Raw genomic sequence first — 14,042 nt, 5'->3', positions numbered from 1 at the left:
TCAGACTCCGAGGTGATCGGCCAGGCGATCCAAGTACGGTCGCTGGCCGGTGCCCAGCTTGTCGTGTGCGGTGGCGAGGTCGAACCATGCGGCGCGGTCGATTTCCGGGAACGCCGCGCTCCGGCCGGAATGGGGCGGCCACTCCATCTCGAACGTTCCCGGCACGACCCGCACGGGATCCAGGTCCGCCTCGATCGCCCAGACGGTGAGGTTCTTCGTGCTCTTGCCGCTGCCGTAACGCACATCCCCCAGCGGTATCCACTCACCTTCCGGCACGGGCAGGCCGAGTTCCTCGGTGAACTCGCGGCGCGCGGCAACCGTGACGTCCTCGGTCTCCGGGTCGTACTCGCCCTTGGGAATCGACCAGGCGCCGTTGTCTTTACGTGCCCAGAATGGTCCACCCATATGTCCGATCAGCACCTCGGTATCGACGGAGGTCCTGCGGAACAAGAGAACTCCCGCGCTGTATTTGCCTGCCACACCATGCAGTCTGCCGTGCGCCACCAGACAGCTGCCGACCCGACACAGGTCCGCCGTGGTACTGCCCATCGGCCGAGGACAGGACTGCGAGGGCGCTCACGATGCCGATGAACGCGGCTGCCCGTCAGCGGCGCAGAGCCGAGCGGCGGAGTTGGGCGGCGCGGATGGTGAGGTAGTCGCGTTCGGGCGTGCTGGTGGTGCTGCGCGCGGCAGTGGTGTAAGAAGCGATGGCGGCGTCGATATCGCCCGCCATTTCGTGCAGGTGGCCACGCACCGCATCGAGGCGGTGGTTGCCCGCGAGCTGGTCGTCGAGGGTGTCGGCAAGTTCGAGACCGGCTGCGGGGCCGTGCACCATGGCGGTGGCGACGGCGCGGTTGAGGGTCACCATGGGGTTGGGCGCCATGTGCTCGAACATGTTGTAGAGGGCGAGAATTCGGGTCCAGTCGGTGTTCTCGGCACGTAATGCCCCGGCGTGCAGGACGGCTATGGCTGCCTGCAATTGATAGGGGCCGGTCAATCCGTGTGTGAGGGTGCCGGTCGTCAGCGTGACGCCTTCGGTGATCGCCGCGCGGTCCCACAGGGCGCGATTCTGTTCGGCGAGGGGGATAAGTTCGCCGTGCGCGCCGGTGCGTGCGGCCCGGCGCGCGTCGGTGAGCAGCATCAGCGCGAGCAGGCCGGTGACCTCGGTGTCCTCGGGTAGCAGCCGGTGGATCGACCTGGTCAGCCGGATCGCCTCGGTGGACAGGTCGGCGCGGTGCAGAACCGAGCCCGAGGTGGTGGTGTGGCCTTCGCTGAAGATCAGATAGAGCACGTGCAGTACCGAGCCGAGCCGCTCGCGCCATTCGGCGTCACCCGGTCGCGCGAAGGGGCGGTCGAGGGTGGACAACCGTTTCTTGGCGCGCGAGATGCGTTGCGCCATGGTGGCTTCCGGTAACAGGAAGGCGTGCGCGATCTCGCTGGTGGTGAGGCCGCCGACGGCCCGCAGTGTCACTGCTATCGCACTCGCCGAGGAGAGCGCCGGATGGCAGCACAGGAAGAACATGGCGAGCGTGTCATCGTGGTCGACCGCTTCCGAGTCGGGCACGTCCCGCTCGTAAACCGTTGTTTCCCTGCGCCGCCTGGCCACCTCGGCGCGCACCAAATCGGCCATCCGGCGCTGCGCGACCTGGATCAGCCAGCCGCGCGGATTGTCCGGCAGCCCCTCGCTCGGCCATTGGATTGCCGCCGCGAGCATGGCTTCCTGCAGTGCGTCCTCCGCGGTATCGAAGTCACCGAACCGGCGCACCAGTGTGCCGAGGACCTGTGGCGCGAGTTCGCGCAACAGGTCCTCGGTGCCCACGGGCAGCGTCCCGGTCAATATCCGGTCGCTACTCGGTGGCTGGAGCGCCCATGACAGCACGCACCTCGATGTACTCGCCGATCGGCTTGCCGCCGGGGCCGGGGCCTTCCGATGCCTTCGCGGCGATCTCCAGTGCGCGCTGCGGGCTGTCCACGTCGACGAGCCAATACCCGGCGAGGAACTCCTTGGTCTCCGGGAACGGGCCATCGGTGACTACGGGCGCGGACCGGCCGTCGGAGCTGACCAGCAGCGCCTGCTCCGGTCCGGCCAGGCCCTGCGCGTCGACGAGCTCGCCCGACTTGGCCAGCTCCTCGCCGAGTATCCGCTGGAAGTCGATGTGGGCCTGGATCTCCTCGGGCGACCACTCGGTGATCGGGGTGTCGCAGTTGGAGGCGGGGTTGTAGGTCTTCAGCAGCATGTATTTCATGGCTCGGCTCCTTGCCGTTCGGTGCGTCGCTGTGACGCTCTCGCGGTGAGGTCGGAGCCCGCTGCGCCGTTTCGACACATTCTGGATGCTCGCGCGATGATCCGCACCACAACTGTCGATCAGAGGGGTGCCGAGGTATCGGCGAGACGTACCGGATCGACCTGTTCGCCGATCAGCTCCTTGATCCGGTCGGTCACGTCCCAGATATTGACGTTCATCCCGGCTAGCACCCGGTTGTCGGCATCGACCCAGAACGCGACGAACTCGCGCTTCGCCAGATCGCCGCGCACCACCACCTGCGCGTAGTCGCCCGGTGCGGCGTACCCGGTGTATTCCATGCCCAGGTCGTACTGGTCGGTGAAGAAGTAGGGCATCCGGTCGTAGGACGCGGACTTGCCGAGCATGGTCGCGGCCGCGACGGCGGGCTGGTTGAGCGCATTCGCCCAGTGCTCCACCCGAATTCGGCGCCCGAGCACAGGGTGTAGCTGCTCGGCGATATCGCCGACGGCGACGATATCCGGATTGCTCGTACCCAGGCTCGCGTCGACGAGCACCCCGCCATCGACGGCGAGCCCGCTATCGGCTGCCAGTTCGATGTTCGGCCGGGCGCCGATTGCGACCAGCACCGCGTCGGCATCGATGACGGTGCCGTCGCCGAGCCGGACCCCGGTCGCCACCTCGTCGTGGGTGAGGATCTCGGTGACCTGAGCGCCGAAGTGGAACTCGACGCCGTGCGCGCGGTGCAGGTCTGCGAAGACCGTCCCCATTTCCGGGCCGAGCGCCGCGAGCAACGGCAGCTCGGCCGTCTCGACAATGCTCACCTCGACCTGGTGAGCGCGGGCCGCCGCGGCGACCTCCATGCCGATCCAGCCCGCCCCGATGATCACGAGCCGCCTGGCCGTGCCGAACAGGCCGATGAGGGTGTCGGAGTCCTCGATGGTGCGCAGCGTGTAGACGTTGGGGGCATCGGCCCCCGGAATCGGCACGCGACGTGGCGTCGAGCCGGTCGCCAAGGCCAGCTTGGTATAGGACAGTGTCGAATCGTCGGGCAGTGTGACAGTCTTCGCGACCGGATCGATCGCGGTGACGGTGGTGCCGAGCCGCAGATCGATATGGTGGTCGCGGTACCACGGGGCCGGATCCGTCGTGAAATCGGCGAGCGACTTCTTGCCCGCCAGATGTTCCTTGGACAGCGGTGGCCGTTCGTAGGGCAGATGTTCCTCGGCGCCGATCACTGTGACGGCCCCGTCGAAATCGTTGTCTCGCAGCGCTTCCGCGAGCTTGGCCGCGGCCAGCCCGCCGCCGACGATGACGAAACGCCGATCAGAGGTCATTGCGGACTCCTTGTCGAGAGGGAACCGGACTCCTGCGCTCCAACCCTACTGGGACACCGACGTCGCCGTTCTCGAAAACGACCTACCGAAAATCGGATCCGAGGACGGGAACGAATCGCGCGATCGCGTGGTTGGCTCGAATAGCGGCCAGCCGAATCGCCGCTGTTCGAGCATGTGATCGAGAGGAAGCCACCTGTGAGCTCCGAGAAGGATGTTGCCGATTTCTGGTTCGACCCGCTGTGCCCGTGGTGCTGGATCACCTCGCGCTGGATTCTCGAGGTCGAGCAGGTGCGCGACATCGAGGTTCGATTCCACGTCATGAGCCTGTCCGTGCTGAACGAGGGCCGTGACGGCGTGCCGGAGCAGTACAAGGAACTGCTGGCCACCGGCTGGGGCCCGGTCCGGGTTGCGATCGCCGCGGCGAAGGAGCACGGCGACAAGGTGCTCGCCCCGCTCTATGCCGCCATGGGTTCGCGCATCCATAACCGGAAGGCGGAATACGAACGGGAGTCGCGGGCGGAGTCCCTCGCAGCGGTGATCGCCGATTCGCTCGCCGAGGTCGGCCTGTCCGCTGATCTCGCCGAGGCCGCCGAGAGCACCGACTATGACGAGGCGCTGCGCACGAGCCACCACGAGGGCATGGACAAGGTCGGCCCCGACGTCGGCACCCCGACGATTCACATCAACGGCGTCGCCTTCTTCGGCCCGGTGCTTTCCCGGATCCCGCGCGGCGAGGAAGCGGGCAAGCTCTGGGACGGCGCGGTCGCGCTCGCGTCCTACCCGCACTTCTTCGAGCTCAAGCGCACCCGTACCGAAGATCCGGCGTTCGACTAGGCGAGTCGTTTGCCCGCGATCCGTGGCACCGAGTGCGGTGCCACGGATCGCGGACCACCGGGGTTACGGCACCGGTTTCGGCGGTAGCGCGGGGGCTTGGCCGTAGCTGCTCGGGTAGCCGCCCACGGGTGGAGCGCCTGCCGGCCGGCTCGGACGCAGGAACATATTGCCGTGCCTGCTGCGATCCCGTAGCGCCCACATTCGCCAGGTCAGCACGGGGTGCGACGACATGGCGTTGACCATCCAGACGAAGAAGCCCTTCTCCACCGGCGCCCGATCGGCCATCTCGTCGAAGCCGACCAGGGTGTTCATGTACTTGCCCGCGGCGAGGGTGCCCATGGCCGCCGGTGCGCCGAGGTGCCTGTTGCAGAAGCCGTGATTGTCGGCGGTGTACTCCTGCGAGCGGATCAGCGAGCTGCCGATGATCGGCAGGAACGGCACCAGATACATGCCGAGCTGCCGCCAGTAGGACACGTGCCCCGCGGCGATGTGCCCGACCTCGTGGCCGATGATGAAGGCCAGCGCGTCGGGTTCCCGTGCCGCTCCACCGATTTCGAAGAGGTCGCTGTAGACCGCGACGAAGCGGCGGAATCCATGTCCGGAGGCGAAGGCGTTGATCTGGCCGTTGCCGAGCAGCACGTAGGCGTCGGGCACCTTCTTCATGCCGAATCGGGCGGCCGCCTCGACCACCATCTGATAGCCCTCGGGAAACTGGGTCGGCGACATCTTGACGCCGTTGACCCGCAGGCTCGCGAACGTCTGACCGCGAACCAACCACACGATCAACGGTGCAGCGAGGACCAACAGGATGTACTGGTTGATGGTGCCGAGCGCCGCGAACAGGATCGCGAACATGAACCCGACGACGGTCAGCATCACGACGACGACCAGCAACGGAATCTCCCAGCTGTGCCGGGCGGGCATCCCGAAGGGGGATAGCCCACGCGGCTGTTGCTGTGGCGGCACCGCGGGCGGTACCGGCGCTGCGCCGTATGGCGCGGGGCTGTACTGCGGAGTGGGATACGGCCCGGCGGGATAGGGATTGGGTGCCGACGGATACTGCGCCGAGCCATAGGGTGCTGCGGGCGCGTCCTGAGCCTGTGCCCACCCGGCCTGCGGGGCGTATGGGTCGACCGGCTGGCCTGCCTGCTGGGGTTCGTGCGGCTGCATGGGAAGGACTCTATTCAGTGTTCGGATCGAGCACGTCTTGTGCACAATTGATTTCGTGGGAAGGCCGTCCGGATGTTAATCCGGGCCGTGTTGTCTCCCGATCCCCTCGCGGACCCGCCGAAGCGGCCTGACACAATCGCTGCCATGCGCGTATACCTGGGTGCCGACCATGCCGGTTTCGAACTGAAGAATCTCGTCAAGGCCCATCTGGAGCAGGCGGGCCACGAGGCCGTCGATTGCGGCGCCCTCGAATACGACGCCCTCGACGACTACCCCGCGTTCTGCATCGAGGCGGCCCGCCGCACCGTCGCCGACCCTGGCAGCCTCGGGCTCGTCTTCGGCGGCAGCGGCAACGGCGAGCAGATCGCCGCGAACAAGGTGCCCGGCGCCCGCTGTGCCCTGGCCTGGAGCGTGGAGACCGCGAAGCTGGCCCGCGAGCACAACAACGCTCAGCTGATCGGCATCGGCGGCCGCATGCATTCCACCGAGGAAGCCCTCGCCATCGTCGACGCCTTCCTCGCGACCGAGTGGTCCGGCGAAGAGCGCCACCAGCGCCGCATCGACATCCTCGCCGAGTACGAAAAGACCGGTGTCGCACCGGCCGTTCCCGCGTCCTGATCCGAGCGCGGTCGTAATCAGCTGTGCCTGAGGGACATACGCTGCACCGTCTCGCGAAGCTGCATCAGCGGCGCCTCGCGGGCGGTGTGGTGCGGGTGTCGAGCCCGCAGGGGAAGTTCGCCGCCGGTGCGGCGCGGGTCGACGGGCAACTGCTGGTGCGGGCCGAGGCGTGGGGGAAACACCTCCTGCACCACTACGAGTCGGGGCTCGTCGTGCACGTGCATCTCGGGCTGTACGGGAAGTTCACCGAGGCGCTTGTACCGATGGGGGAGCCGGTCGGGCAGGTGCGGATGCGGATGTTCGGGAGCGGGCCGGGCGACGAGCCAGGCTTCGGCACCGACCTGCGCGGCCCCACTGCCTGCGAGGTGTACACCGACGCCGAGGTGGCGGCGCTGACCGAACGGCTCGGCCCCGATCCGCTGCGCCGCGGCGCCGACCCGGATCGGGCCTGGCAGCGAATTCGCCGCTCGCGCAGGCCGATCGGCGCGCTGCTGATGGACCAGCAGGTGCTCGCCGGTGTCGGCAATGTCTACCGCGCGGAACTGCTGTTCCGGCACGGTATTTCGCCACAGCGACCGGGAACCGGGCTGAGCGCGGGCGAGTGGGACGCGATGTGGACCGATCTGGTCGCGCTGATGCGAGTCGGTGTGCGGGTCGGCAAAATGGTCGTCGTCCGGCCCGAGCACGACCACGGTGAACCGTCCTATGCGATCGACCGGCCGCGCACTTACGTGTACCGCCGTCCCGGCTCCGCATGCCGCGTCTGCGGCACGCCGGTCGCGCACACGGTGTTGGAGGCGCGAAACCTGTTCTGGTGCCCCAGCTGCCAAGCAGGCTGACCCACAGACCCGCTGTGCGTCCGTCGGACGGACAGACGGTCTGTGGGTTGTCCTCCTCAGCCTGCGACGGCCGTCTTGATCTCCGGTTCATCGGATTCGGCAAGGGCGAAACGCTTGCCGCCCGCGGTCTTCGCCGAGTACATCGCGCGATCGGCTCTGCGAAGCAGGTCGGTGAAATCGCAAGGGCTGCCCGGGGCACAGTAGGCGGTGCCGACGCTCGCCGACACCGGCACCGGACCGGCCGTCGACCACACCGGGTCGCGCAGTGCGCCGACGATCTGGTGCGCGAGATCGCCGAGGGTGTTGCGATGCGGGTTGACAGCGAGCACGAATTCGTCACCGCCGTAACGGCAGATCACCGTGTCCGGCGGACAGATCTCACGCAGCCTGCGGGCGAGCTCGACGAGCACCTCGTCGCCGACCGCGTGCCCGAAGCCATCGTTGATCTGCTTGAAGCGGTCCAGGTCGATCAGCAGCAGACCGACGCCGCGGGTGGGGTCGGCCGCCATCAGCCGCACCCGGTCCTGTAGCAGCGTCCGGTTGGCCAGATCGGTGAGCGCGTCGTGTGTCGCTTCGTGGCGCAGCCGATGCTGCAATGCCGCGATTTCCTGCACCCGCAGGGACACGGCGGCCGAAATATGTTGTTCCTGCTGGGCCAGCGCGCGCTCCTGCAGGGCTTGGGCATAGCTGTCGATGGCCTGGCTGGCGACCAACGGCCAGCGCGTCGCGACCAGCGATCCCGGCGCGCCCGCCGGAAAGCCGAGCAGCCACCGGGTGGCCTGCGCCAGCATCCTGGTCCGTTCGAACGGCGCCTCGACCAGTCGGGCGCCGAGCCTGCGCGCCTCGGGCACGGGGAACGGCTCGGACCTGGCCAGTTGCAGCAGTTGTTCGATGATCTCGATCAGTACCGGTTCCAGCTGTTTGGGTGCCGCGTGCGAACCGGGCTCGGCGCAGACAGCACGCGCCCAAGCCCGGGCCATGGCGGCTACCGGGGGCTCGATGTCGGTCGGCATCGCACTCACCCGGCGCAGTTCAAGTCGGTAGCGCGGTGCCATGTACGCACACCTACGCCGGCCTCACCCCGATCGTTCCCACTGCCATGCGGCTGTGTCCACCTTGCCTGGTGCACGCTCACCGCCCCCTTTCCAGATACCCCCGTCCGGCAAAAAGGATCCTAGCAAGCCACCCGGCTTCGAAAAACGCTGTTTTACAACGTGTTCTCGAAGCCTCGCGAATGGCGATCGGTAGTTCATCGCTCGCACGGCCCAGGCGTTACACATGAATTTCGTTCGCTGGGAAGTCGCGAACCGACACGCCGACGGCACGCCGGAACGGCGCCGAACAAGATAGGGCCCCGCCCCGCCTCCGGCGATAGCCGCCGCGTACAACTCGAGGTCAAGCCGGGGACATACCGACGAGAATGATTGTGGCCCACCAGTCCGCGTGGGGCGATTAGCGTTTCCGAAGCGACGTTCGGTACAGTCGGTACGCACACGGCATCGTGGCGATCCCATCGATGTCGTATGCCTGCGGGTGTAGTTCAATGGTAGAACCTCAGCCTTCCAAGCTGATGGTGCGGGTTCGATTCCCGTCACCCGCTCCACACAGGATTATCCATCCTCTGCGGCGGCCGAACCGCCGCGAGGGCAACGGGGTGTAGCGCAGCTTGGTAGCGCATCCGCTTTGGGAGCGGAGGGTCGCAGGTTCAAATCCTGTCACCCCGACAGCAGTTCGAATGGCGGCGATCACCCGGCCTGGGGATCGCTCGGCCGCCCACTTCGCCGAACACGCCGGCGATCATGTCCGGAAGTATCGACGGCCGTGCCGTAGCTACAGGACGCGCTGGGACGATGCGGTGTGATAGCGGTCGATGCGTGCGCCGCCCCAGCGATCGGTTCGAGACCCCGGATCCGATGCGGATGTGGTTCGCAGCTGGTTCCCAGGCTGGTCTTAGAATTCCCGGGTTCGATCCCAGGTGTCGTTGATCGACATCAGATTCACCCAATGGGAGAGGTTCGAACATGAGGTCCACATCGAGTCGTATCCGGATCGCCGTCGCGGGCGGCGTGCTCGCCGTAGGCGCGTCGGCGGCGCTGTTGGTTCCCGGTATCGCGGCCGCGGCACCGGGCGGACCCGGCCACCTGCTCGCGGAAACGACGTGCTCCTTCGCTCAGGTGGACGCGGCACTACGTGCGACCGCCCCCGAGTTCGCCGCCCGCCTCGATGCCAACCCCGAGCGCAAGGCGAAACTGGAGCAGTTGCTGAACCTGCCGCCCGAGCAGCGCAAGGCCGCCATCCAGCGGCGTCTCGACGATCCCGAGGTCAAGGAGCGGATCGAGGAGCATCGCGGGAAGGACGAGGAACGCCGCAACGACCCGCGCTTCGCCGAAATGCGCGACAAGATGCAAACCGTGGCCGACACCTGCCACAACTACTGATCGCGAGCACCCGCCGTCGCCTGCCGTAACACGGCACGCGACGGCGGGTGTCTGTGTTTGGATCGATGGCATGTCCTATAAGGCCGACCCACGCGTCGACGCCTATATCGACGCGCTACCCGAGTGGCAGCAGCTGATCTGTCACCAGGTTCGTGAGCTGGTGCACGAGGCGGACCCGGAGGTCGTCGAGACCATCAAGCGGACAGTCCAGCCGTATTTCGTGCTGGACGGCAATATCTGCGCGCTGCTCGCGGCGAGGCTCCACGTCAACGTGTTCCTCTACGACGGCGCCATCGTGCCGGACCCCGAAGGCATCATCACCGCGGGCCATGACAACGAGACCGCCCGGACGGTGGCGATCCGCGAAGGGGAAGCCCTCAACGCCCCTGCCCTGCTGGCGATGTTCCGCCAGATCATCGCCGACAACCGGGCCGGTGGCTGGCGAAAGCTGAAGGCGCAGCGGTCCGGTCAGTAGCCGATCGTGAAGCGCCGTTGCACGAATTGCGGCAGCTCGGCCTCGTCGAGCAGCGCGACGGCGGCGTCCTCGATCGAAATGCTGCTGCGGCCATCGGCGTCGAGCACCGGCTGGTCGCCGCCGACTCGGTAGCGCCCGGTGCGTTCGCCCGGTGCGATCAGTTCGGCGGGGCTGAAGTAGGTCCACAGCCGGTTCGAGCTGCGCAGCACGGTCAGTGCGTCGCGGTGGCCGCGTACCGCCGCCGCGTATTCGCGGGGCAGCCCGACGCTGTCGAGGGTGTCGGTGAGGCGCTGATCGTCGTCGGCGGTAACCCGGCCCGGTGCGAATTCCAGGCTGCCCGCGCCGCCGACGACGATCAGGCGGGTGCGCGGGTGGCTGCCGAGCGCCCGCACCAGTGACCGCGCCGCGGTCGCGTAGACCGTCGGGTCGGCGATCGACGTCGCGACCGTGCTCGTGAAATCCGTTGCGGCATTCCCGGGCTGATAGCAGCTGATCAGGACATCCATCCCGGGCAGGGCGGCCGCGACGGCATCGCTGTCGAAGACGTCGAGGCTGCGCCAGGTGACGTTCGGCTGATCCGTTGCCACTCGAGTGGCATCCCTGCTGAACGCGGTCACGTGATGACCGCGAGCCACGGCTTCGGCGCGCACTCGCTGACCGATATTGCCGGTCGCGCCGACGATTCCGATGAACATGGTTCTCCTAGAGCTATTTGGTACGGCGTGTGAAAATTATACGCCGTGAAGTGTTCGCGCAACGTCTAGTTTCTGCACGCCGCTGTACAGTGGCTTCGTGGCCACAGCGGCGCCGAGCAGGCGGGAACGACGACGTTCCGAGACGACGACCGAGATCAAGCAGGTTGCGCTGCGCCTGATGGCCGACGGTGGTCCGGGTGCGATCACGCTGCGTGCCATCGCCCGTGAGATGGGGATGACCGCCAACGCGGTCTACAGCTACTTCGCCACCCGCGACGACCTGGTCACCGCACTCATCAACGACGTGTACGGCGAACTCGCCGACACTGTCGAAGCCGCACGCGACGCCTGCCCCCCGACCGACCCAGCGGGCCGAATCCTGGCCTGGGCCTGTGCCTTCCGCGATTGGGCCTTGGCCAATCCCGAAGGCTTCCGGCTCATCTACGGCGACCCGGTGCCCGGCTACCGAGCACCTGCCGGTGGCGCGGCACCCGAGGCCGAGCATCGTGTCTGTGCGGGACTGACGGGGCTGGCGGCCGGTGCCTGGCCGGAGGCCGAGAAGCACTATGCGGACAACGGTTTCGAATGGTCGGACTTCGACCCGAAGCTGGTCGGTGAGGTCGAGCAAGAGTTCCCCGGGCTACCGCCGGCGGCCATCGCGATCGCCCTGCGAATCTGGGGACATCTGCACGGTCTGGTCTCGTTGGAGATCCTCGGTCACCTACGTGCGCAGACCACCGCGCCGGGCAAGCTGTACCGCAACGAGATCGGACATCTCGTACGCTCGCTCGGTCTGACACCGCCGAAGCAGCCGGTCTGACCGGCCGCCGACACGACGTCCACAGAGCATGGAGTGAGTCCTGCGGCCGCCGGAAGTCGAGGGCTGCGACCGGTCAGCTCGCTGCCGCTGTGGTGTCGAGGATGTCGGAGGCGCCCTCGGCGACGGCCGAGCGGGCGGCCCGCTCGGCCATGGCGGCGAGGAGGGGCAGGCGGGCGTCGCCGAGGGACATGGCGTGATTGCCGAGGTGGTTGGTGACGAAACCGATGGACAGGCCGAGGCGCGGTACGGCGATGCCGCCCGAGCCGCCGATGCCGAAGTGGCCCAACGCATGCCGGGTGAGTTTGGTGCCGACGACGGCGCGGTGGTAGCCGAGGGCGAAGTGGGGTGCAGCGCCGAGCACGTAGTCGTAGCGGCCGTTCGATGGCATTTGGGCGATGAGACGGGTGGTTTCGGAGCGCAGCAGGCGGCGGTGGCCCACCATGCCGTCGTTGGCGATCGCGCCGTACATCTTGGCCAGCGAGCGGGCGGTGAAAACGCCGTTCCAGCCGGGCATCATGGCGTCGTAGGGGCGCCTGCCCAGTGTCATGTCGGCCCAGCCGTCATAGACGGCGCTGCGCGCGGAGCGGACGATCCGAAACGCCGCGAACGGGGCGATCAGCGTGTCGAACGGCACTCCGGCGACGCCGAGGCGTGGCGAGAGCTGGGCAAGGCGGTGGCGCTGGTGTTCGGGCACGCCGAACCAGAAGTCGTTGTCCCCGAGCGGTTCCGCGAGTTCGCTGCGCACCACCTCGAGGAAGCTTCGGCCGGTGGCCCGTTGGGCGATCTCCGCGATGAGTGTGCCGAAGGTCAGGCCGTGATAGCCCGACGCGCGTAGTCGCATCGGGTCGGGCGCGGAGGCGGCCATGGCGGTCGCGACGGCGTCGTGGTCGAGCAGGTCGTCCGGGTTCTCGACCAGGTCGCGGGTGCGCTGCAACCCGGCACGATGGTTGAGTACGTCGCGAATCGTGATGTCCGCCTTGCCGTTCGCCGCGAACTCCGGCCAGTAGTTCGCTACCGGCTCGTTCAGGTCGATAGCGCCGCGCTCGACGAGGCGGTGCGCGATGGTCGCGGCGACGCCCTTGCCGGTCGAGTACGACAGCGCCATGGAATCCGCACGCCAGCGCCGGTCGGAATCGGCCCAACCCGCCCAGATGTCGAGGACAGGCTCGCCGTGCAGATACACCGCCAGCCCGCCGCCGCCCTGGCTCTTGCGGTGAAACATCGAGAAGAACTTGGCGGCGACCGCGGTGAATCGGTCGTCGATCAGCATGTGGCCGGGCGCGGAAATGCCGTCGATGCTCGCAGCGGGCATGGTCAGACTCCTTTGTCTGTCTAGAACGCCTGCAAGCTGGCACGTAACAGTTGCAAGCAGCGTGCTAACACCGACTGTAACGGGAGTCACTTGTGGGCGGCAATGGTCGCCCAGCCCTGCGAGTCAGCAGGATTCGCCGACTGTGCCGCTCCACCATCGACGACCTGCGGCTGCGCGCTGTCCTGACGAATGCGCCGCTCCCGCCTTCTTCGGCGGATGTAGCATCGGCCGGGGGCGCGCCGATAGTCTCGTCGAGCAGCCGGCCGACAGGCGGTGTGCACCTCATTCCGTTGGAAGATTGGGACATGACCAAGGGTTACGACGAGAGGCCGGCGACGCTGGCTCCGATTTTTTTCGCCAGTTTCGCGCTGTGGCTCGGTCGGAGCGTTCGAGATGCTGTGAAGCCGTCGACGGGCGGGCAACAAGGGCTGGCCGTGCCTGCTCAGGACTTCCAGCTTGAGGCCGTCTTCGACAAGCAGACCCCGGTCGTCTTCCGTGGTGTCGCCTCGACGTGGCCGGTGTTCGAGGACTACCAGCCGCAAGAGCTGCGCAGCAAATACGGCAGCGAGAAAGTGGCCGCGCTGACCAGCACGACCAACGTGTTCACCCAGGAAACCTCGCCGGTAGAGGTGCTCGAGTACCGCGACGTCATGGACGCCGTTTTCGATCAGCCGAAGCCGGGCAAGAACTACTACTCGCGTTCTGCCGCGGACCCGGGCCCCCTGGCCGATCAGCTGCCCTCGCGAGTCGGCACCCGGCCGCAGAGCTCGGCGGCCAGCAGTGTGTGGATCGGGCAGCAGGGCAATCTGACGCCACTGCACAACGACCCATGGCACGGCCTGCTGATTCAGCTGCACGGCCGCAAGCGGGTCCGGCTGTTCCCGCCGGACGAGTACCACAATGTGTACGGCAAGGTGCCGATGAAGGCTTCGGCCCCCTACACAGCACTCCCCGACGAGTTCGACCCCGATGTGAACAGCTTCGAGAAGCTGCGGAACGCGTCGTACTACGACGTGGTCCTCGAGACCGGTGACATTCTCTACATTCCGATGTTCTGGTGGCACCAGGTCGAATCGGTCGACCCGGCGATCTCGTACGTCGCCCGCTACAACCCGAACTACTTCGAATTCATGAGGGCGGCCTTCTTCCCGATGGCCATGCGCGGCCTGCTGCGCATTGTCGATGGCATCAAGGGCGCGTTCCGCAAGCAGAAGTGAACAGGCGCCTCGCGGAGGTAACCACCGACTGAGCAGATGCGGTC

The 14,042-nt window shown here is 67.2% G+C and carries 15 protein-coding genes and 2 tRNA genes; 9 read left to right on the top strand and 8 right to left on the bottom strand.

From position 1 onward, the window contains the following. The 4 genes from ACFQZZ_RS21105 to ACFQZZ_RS21090 form a co-directional block, all read right to left on the bottom strand. A complete protein-coding gene (locus ACFQZZ_RS21105; protein WP_378683351.1) occupies window positions 1–549 on the bottom strand; it encodes an NUDIX domain-containing protein in 549 nt (182 codons plus the stop codon). 55 nt (window positions 550–604) lie between these two features. Continuing rightward, a complete protein-coding gene (locus tag ACFQZZ_RS21100) occupies window positions 605–1,825 on the bottom strand; it encodes an RNA polymerase sigma factor (protein ID WP_378684077.1) in 1,221 nt (406 codons plus the stop codon). Window positions 1,826–1,847: 22 nt separating this feature from the next. Next, complete coding sequence (locus ACFQZZ_RS21095) at window positions 1,848–2,246, bottom strand: YciI family protein (protein WP_378683349.1); 399 nt, start codon at window positions 2,244–2,246, stop codon at window positions 1,848–1,850. 119 nt (window positions 2,247–2,365) lie between these two features. Then, a complete protein-coding gene (locus tag ACFQZZ_RS21090) occupies window positions 2,366–3,580 on the bottom strand; it encodes an NAD(P)/FAD-dependent oxidoreductase (RefSeq protein WP_378683347.1) in 1,215 nt (404 codons plus the stop codon). Between the two features lie 195 nt (window positions 3,581–3,775). Between ACFQZZ_RS21090 and ACFQZZ_RS21085 the strand changes: the two genes are divergently transcribed. Next, window positions 3,776–4,414, top strand: a complete 639-nt coding sequence (locus tag ACFQZZ_RS21085; RefSeq protein WP_378683344.1) for a DsbA family protein — start codon at window positions 3,776–3,778, stop codon at window positions 4,412–4,414. Between the two features lie 63 nt (window positions 4,415–4,477). On the opposite strand, the gene ACFQZZ_RS21080 is transcribed toward ACFQZZ_RS21085, so the two are convergent. Then, a complete protein-coding gene (locus tag ACFQZZ_RS21080) occupies window positions 4,478–5,584 on the bottom strand; it encodes a M48 family metallopeptidase (RefSeq protein WP_378683341.1) in 1,107 nt (368 codons plus the stop codon). Between the two features lie 144 nt (window positions 5,585–5,728). On the opposite strand from ACFQZZ_RS21080, the gene ACFQZZ_RS21075 reads away from it, so the two are divergent. Both ACFQZZ_RS21075 and ACFQZZ_RS21070 read left to right on the top strand, forming a co-directional pair. After that, window positions 5,729–6,202: a ribose-5-phosphate isomerase gene (locus tag ACFQZZ_RS21075; protein WP_378683339.1), complete on the top strand. Its 474-nt coding sequence runs from the start codon at window positions 5,729–5,731 to the stop codon at window positions 6,200–6,202. Between the two features lie 23 nt (window positions 6,203–6,225). Continuing rightward, a complete protein-coding gene (locus ACFQZZ_RS21070; protein ID WP_378683336.1) occupies window positions 6,226–7,041 on the top strand; it encodes an Fpg/Nei family DNA glycosylase in 816 nt (271 codons plus the stop codon). Window positions 7,042–7,097: 56 nt separating this feature from the next. Here ACFQZZ_RS21070 and ACFQZZ_RS21065 read toward each other — a convergent pair whose 3' ends face one another. Then, complete coding sequence (locus ACFQZZ_RS21065; RefSeq protein WP_378683333.1) at window positions 7,098–8,096, bottom strand: diguanylate cyclase domain-containing protein; 999 nt, start codon at window positions 8,094–8,096, stop codon at window positions 7,098–7,100. Window positions 8,097–8,570: 474 nt separating this feature from the next. Here ACFQZZ_RS21065 and ACFQZZ_RS21060 point away from each other — a divergent pair. The 4 genes from ACFQZZ_RS21060 to ACFQZZ_RS21045 all read left to right on the top strand — a co-directional run bounded on the left by ACFQZZ_RS21060 (window position 8,571) and on the right by ACFQZZ_RS21045 (window position 9,954). Then, a tRNA-Gly gene (locus tag ACFQZZ_RS21060) sits at window positions 8,571–8,644 on the top strand. A gap of 47 nt (window positions 8,645–8,691) precedes the next feature. Then, window positions 8,692–8,765 (top strand) — tRNA-Pro (locus tag ACFQZZ_RS21055). A gap of 297 nt (window positions 8,766–9,062) precedes the next feature. Next, on the top strand, window positions 9,063–9,479 hold the full coding sequence (locus ACFQZZ_RS21050) for a hemophore-related protein (RefSeq protein WP_378683330.1): 417 nt from the start codon (window positions 9,063–9,065) through the stop codon (window positions 9,477–9,479). A 70-nt stretch (window positions 9,480–9,549) separates the two neighbouring features. Next, window positions 9,550–9,954, top strand: coding sequence for a DUF1801 domain-containing protein (locus tag ACFQZZ_RS21045; RefSeq protein ID WP_378683327.1), 405 nt, complete (start codon window positions 9,550–9,552; stop codon window positions 9,952–9,954). Here the strand turns inward: ACFQZZ_RS21045 and ACFQZZ_RS21040 are convergent. Further along, window positions 9,948–10,649: an NAD(P)-dependent oxidoreductase gene (locus ACFQZZ_RS21040; RefSeq protein WP_378683324.1), complete on the bottom strand. Its 702-nt coding sequence runs from the start codon at window positions 10,647–10,649 to the stop codon at window positions 9,948–9,950. The genes ACFQZZ_RS21045 and ACFQZZ_RS21040 overlap by 7 nt on opposite strands. A 97-nt stretch (window positions 10,650–10,746) precedes the next feature. On the opposite strand from ACFQZZ_RS21040, the gene ACFQZZ_RS21035 reads away from it, so the two are divergent. Continuing rightward, a complete protein-coding gene (locus ACFQZZ_RS21035) occupies window positions 10,747–11,469 on the top strand; it encodes a TetR/AcrR family transcriptional regulator (protein ID WP_378683321.1) in 723 nt (240 codons plus the stop codon). A gap of 73 nt (window positions 11,470–11,542) precedes the next feature. Here ACFQZZ_RS21035 and ACFQZZ_RS21030 read toward each other — a convergent pair whose 3' ends face one another. Further along, window positions 11,543–12,781, bottom strand: coding sequence for a serine hydrolase domain-containing protein (locus tag ACFQZZ_RS21030; RefSeq protein WP_378683318.1), 1,239 nt, complete (start codon window positions 12,779–12,781; stop codon window positions 11,543–11,545). Between the two features lie 305 nt (window positions 12,782–13,086). On the opposite strand from ACFQZZ_RS21030, the gene ACFQZZ_RS21025 reads away from it, so the two are divergent. Next, complete coding sequence (locus ACFQZZ_RS21025) at window positions 13,087–13,998, top strand: cupin-like domain-containing protein (protein WP_378683314.1); 912 nt, start codon at window positions 13,087–13,089, stop codon at window positions 13,996–13,998. Window positions 13,999–14,042: the final 44 nt, after the last annotated feature.

It is taken from the genome of Nocardia sp. GCM10030253, from assembly GCF_042675075.1.
Lineage (GTDB): Bacteria > Actinomycetota > Actinomycetes > Mycobacteriales > Mycobacteriaceae > Nocardia.
The sequence above is the reverse complement of the archived record's forward strand: the minus strand, read 5'-3'. Positions and strand labels throughout refer to the sequence as shown.